A 1,186-nucleotide genomic window follows, 5' to 3' on the forward strand; every position below is an offset into this window, starting at 1 on the left:
ATTACTCAACGATAGTTGCAACAACACCAGCACCAACTGTACGGCCACCTTCACGGATAGCGAAGCGTAAACCTTCGTCCATCGCGATTGGGCAGATTAGTTCTACAGTCATCTTGATGTTGTCACCAGGCATTACCATTTCAACGCCGTCTGGTAACTGTACGTCACCTGTTACGTCAGTTGTACGGAAGTAGAACTGTGGACGGTAACCTTTGAAGAATGGAGTGTGACGACCACCTTCATCTTTAGAAAGTACGTATACTTCTGAAGTGAACTTCGTGTGTGGAGTGATTGAACCAGGCTTAGCTAGTACTTGACCACGTTCAACGTCTTCACGCTTAGTACCACGTAGAAGTGCACCGATGTTCTCACCCGCACGACCTTCGTCTAGAAGCTTACGGAACATCTCAACACCTGTACAAGTTGTCTTCGTAGTTTCTTTGATACCTACGATTTCAACTTCGTCATTCACGTTGATGATACCAGCTTCAACACGGCCAGTTACAACAGTACCACGACCTTGGATTGAGAATACGTCTTCGATAGGCATGATGAATGGCTTATCGATGTCACGCTCTGGCTCTGGGATGTAAGAATCTAGTGCTTCTGCAAGCTCAACGATTTTGTCTTCCCACTCTTTCTCGCCTTCTAACGCTTTAAGCGCTGAACCTTGGATTAGTGGTAAGTCATCACCTGGGAAGTCGTACTCAGAAAGAAGTTCACGAACTTCCATCTCAACTAGCTCAAGTAGCTCTTCGTCGTCAACCATGTCACATTTGTTCATGAATACGATGATGTAAGGTACACCAACCTGACGAGAAAGTAGGATGTGCTCACGAGTTTGTGGCATAGGACCGTCAGTCGCAGCAACTACTAGGATTGCGCCGTCCATTTGAGCAGCACCAGTGATCATGTTTTTAACATAATCGGCGTGTCCTGGACAGTCTACGTGTGCGTAGTGACGAGTTGGAGTATCGTACTCAACGTGTGAAGTTGAGATTGTGATACCACGCTCACGCTCTTCTGGAGCGTTATCGATTGATGCGAAGTCTTTAGCTACACCACCGTATACTTTTGCAAGTACGTTAGTGATTGCTGCTGTTAGAGTTGTTTTACCGTGGTCAACGTGGCCGATTGTACCAACGTTTACGTGCGGTTTTACGCGTTCAAACTTTTCTTTTGCCAT

Annotated in this window: 1 protein-coding gene; it reads right to left on the reverse strand. The window is 46.2% G+C overall.

The window, feature by feature from the left end:
• Nucleotide 1: 1 nt before the first annotated feature.
• The gene (gene tuf / locus HUS61_RS21100) at nt 2-1,186 is read right to left on the reverse strand and encodes an elongation factor Tu (RefSeq protein ID WP_054564107.1); all 1,185 of its coding nucleotides are present in this window, start codon (nt 1,184-1,186) and stop codon (nt 2-4) included.

The sequence above is a fragment of the Pseudoalteromonas sp. 0802 genome (genome assembly GCF_013350085.1).
Classification (GTDB): Bacteria; Pseudomonadota; Gammaproteobacteria; order Enterobacterales; family Alteromonadaceae; genus Pseudoalteromonas.